Raw genomic sequence first — 1,691 nt, 5'->3', positions numbered from 1 at the left:
TGTTAATGTCAATATAAAATTTACCAAAAGTGTTAGTTTAATTTTCACCAGTTCTGGTTGTTATGATCATCATCCTCAATCATGGATATCTTATCCTTTGTTCGATATGACCTTCCTGTGATATTTATGATATGTGAATGATGAATAAGTCTGTCTAAGATTGCATTCGCTAATACATTATCACCAAAAACCTCTCCCCATCGTGACAGTGATTTGTTGGTTGTTATGATTGTTGAATGTTTCTCATACCTTTTTGTTATCAATTGAAAAAGAAGATTCGATGATTCGCTATCCAGCGGAAGAAACCCTACCTCATCTATGATAAGTAGCTTATATTTTGCAAAGAATTTCAATCGTGTTTCTAGTCTGTTTTCTAGATGGGCTCTTTTTAGCTGTAGGATGAGATCATTGCAGTTTATGAAATATGTACTGTTTCTGTTTTTCGCTGCTTCTATTCCAATTGATGTCGCCAGATGTGTTTTTCCTACACCTGGGGTTCCAATGAGAAGAATATTTTCTGTTTTTTCCATAAATCTGAGATTTCTAAAATCAAGTATCTGCTCCTTGCTGATCGAAGGCTGATATGAAAAATCAAAATCCTCAAATGTTTTTATATATGGGAAATTGGCCACCTTCACGCATGCGTTCATCGCTCGTTCATTCCTAAGTTCCATTTCAAAATTAGTCAGTTCATATAGTGCTTCCACCATATCCTTCTTTCCTTCATTTACCATGCTTATATATGTATCTAAATATTCTCTTATGCGATCGAGCTTCAATGTTTCCAGATTGTTCATGAGCCTGTTATAGTTTGTTGCCATCCTTATTTACCTATCCTTTCAAGCAGTTTTAAATTTTCTTCTGCAATTGCATCGATATCTATATCCTTGTTGCAGATTGTATGATGCAGTGCCTCCTGATAATGATCGTGTTTGTAGTTGAATTTATTTTTGTTTATTTGATGTACTGTCACAAGTTCTGTGTTAAAATATACATAAAGTTTATTTTCAATTGGTACTAGCTTGACTCTTTTGTTGATAAACTTTGTAGGAACGGAATATCCAGATCCATTGTAGGTAACCAGTAGTGTTGGTGGCACTATCTGCGTAATGACATTATCTACATAGCTATCGAGCATCACTTTGTTTGGTAAGGGTCTGAGATATTCCTTTTCTTTTTCAAAGAGAACATGCGGCGGCATATTCGTTGTCTGATTGATGGTGTTATTGACTCGTCTATTGATCTTTTCAATAAGATGGATAAGTTCTTCTTCATTTTCAATCTCGCCATCATATGCATTCAGCCAGGAAATGAATCTGTTGGCTGATTCATCTTTTCCTTTTGTCTGTGGACTTCTTGTTTTGCATAGCCTTATCTTCATGCCGCTATCCTTTTCAAAGGCTCTGATTTTCTGATGCTTTCTTTTAGAGCCATTAGTAATGCTCACTACAGCTGTCATATTGTCAGTAAGTATATGTTCAGGGGTTCCTCCAAGCCTGTATAAGGTATCGATGATGCATCTAAGGAAGTCTTCAGTTGTTTTTCCTTTGGTATAGACAAATATATGTTCACGTGAATAGCCAAGTGTAGATGTCATGAGATTGAATTCTATGACTTCACCATGAATGGTCGTCATTCTAAGATTTTCTTTCCAGTCTACCTGCAATTGTTGGCCAGGCCTTGTTTCATAT

2 protein-coding genes are annotated in these 1,691 nt (G+C 35.7%); both read right to left on the bottom strand.

Going from position 1 to position 1,691, the window contains the following annotated elements; translation table 11 throughout:
• Positions 1-44 precede the first annotated feature (44 nt).
• Positions 45-821: an IS21-like element helper ATPase IstB gene (gene istB, locus B5E92_RS15185; RefSeq protein WP_087303535.1), complete on the bottom strand. Its 777-nt coding sequence runs from the start codon at positions 819-821 to the stop codon at positions 45-47.
• Positions 822-823: 2 nt separating this feature from the next.
• A partial coding sequence (locus B5E92_RS15180) for a DDE-type integrase/transposase/recombinase (protein WP_087303533.1) occupies positions 824-1,691 on the bottom strand: 868 nt, incomplete at its 5' end.

Origin of the sequence: Erysipelatoclostridium sp. An15 (assembly GCF_002160675.1) — a bacterium.
Taxonomy (GTDB): Bacteria; Bacillota_I; Bacilli_A; order Erysipelotrichales; family Coprobacillaceae; genus Thomasclavelia; species Thomasclavelia merdavium.
The sequence above is the reverse complement of the archived record's forward strand: the minus strand, read 5'-3'. Positions and strand labels throughout refer to the sequence as shown.

What these genes read in the sequence shown, in the direction of transcription:
- istB (WP_087303535.1), bottom strand. Translation starts at nt 821, where the DNA reads ATGGCAACAAACTATAACAGGCTCATGAACAATCTGGAAACATTGAAG.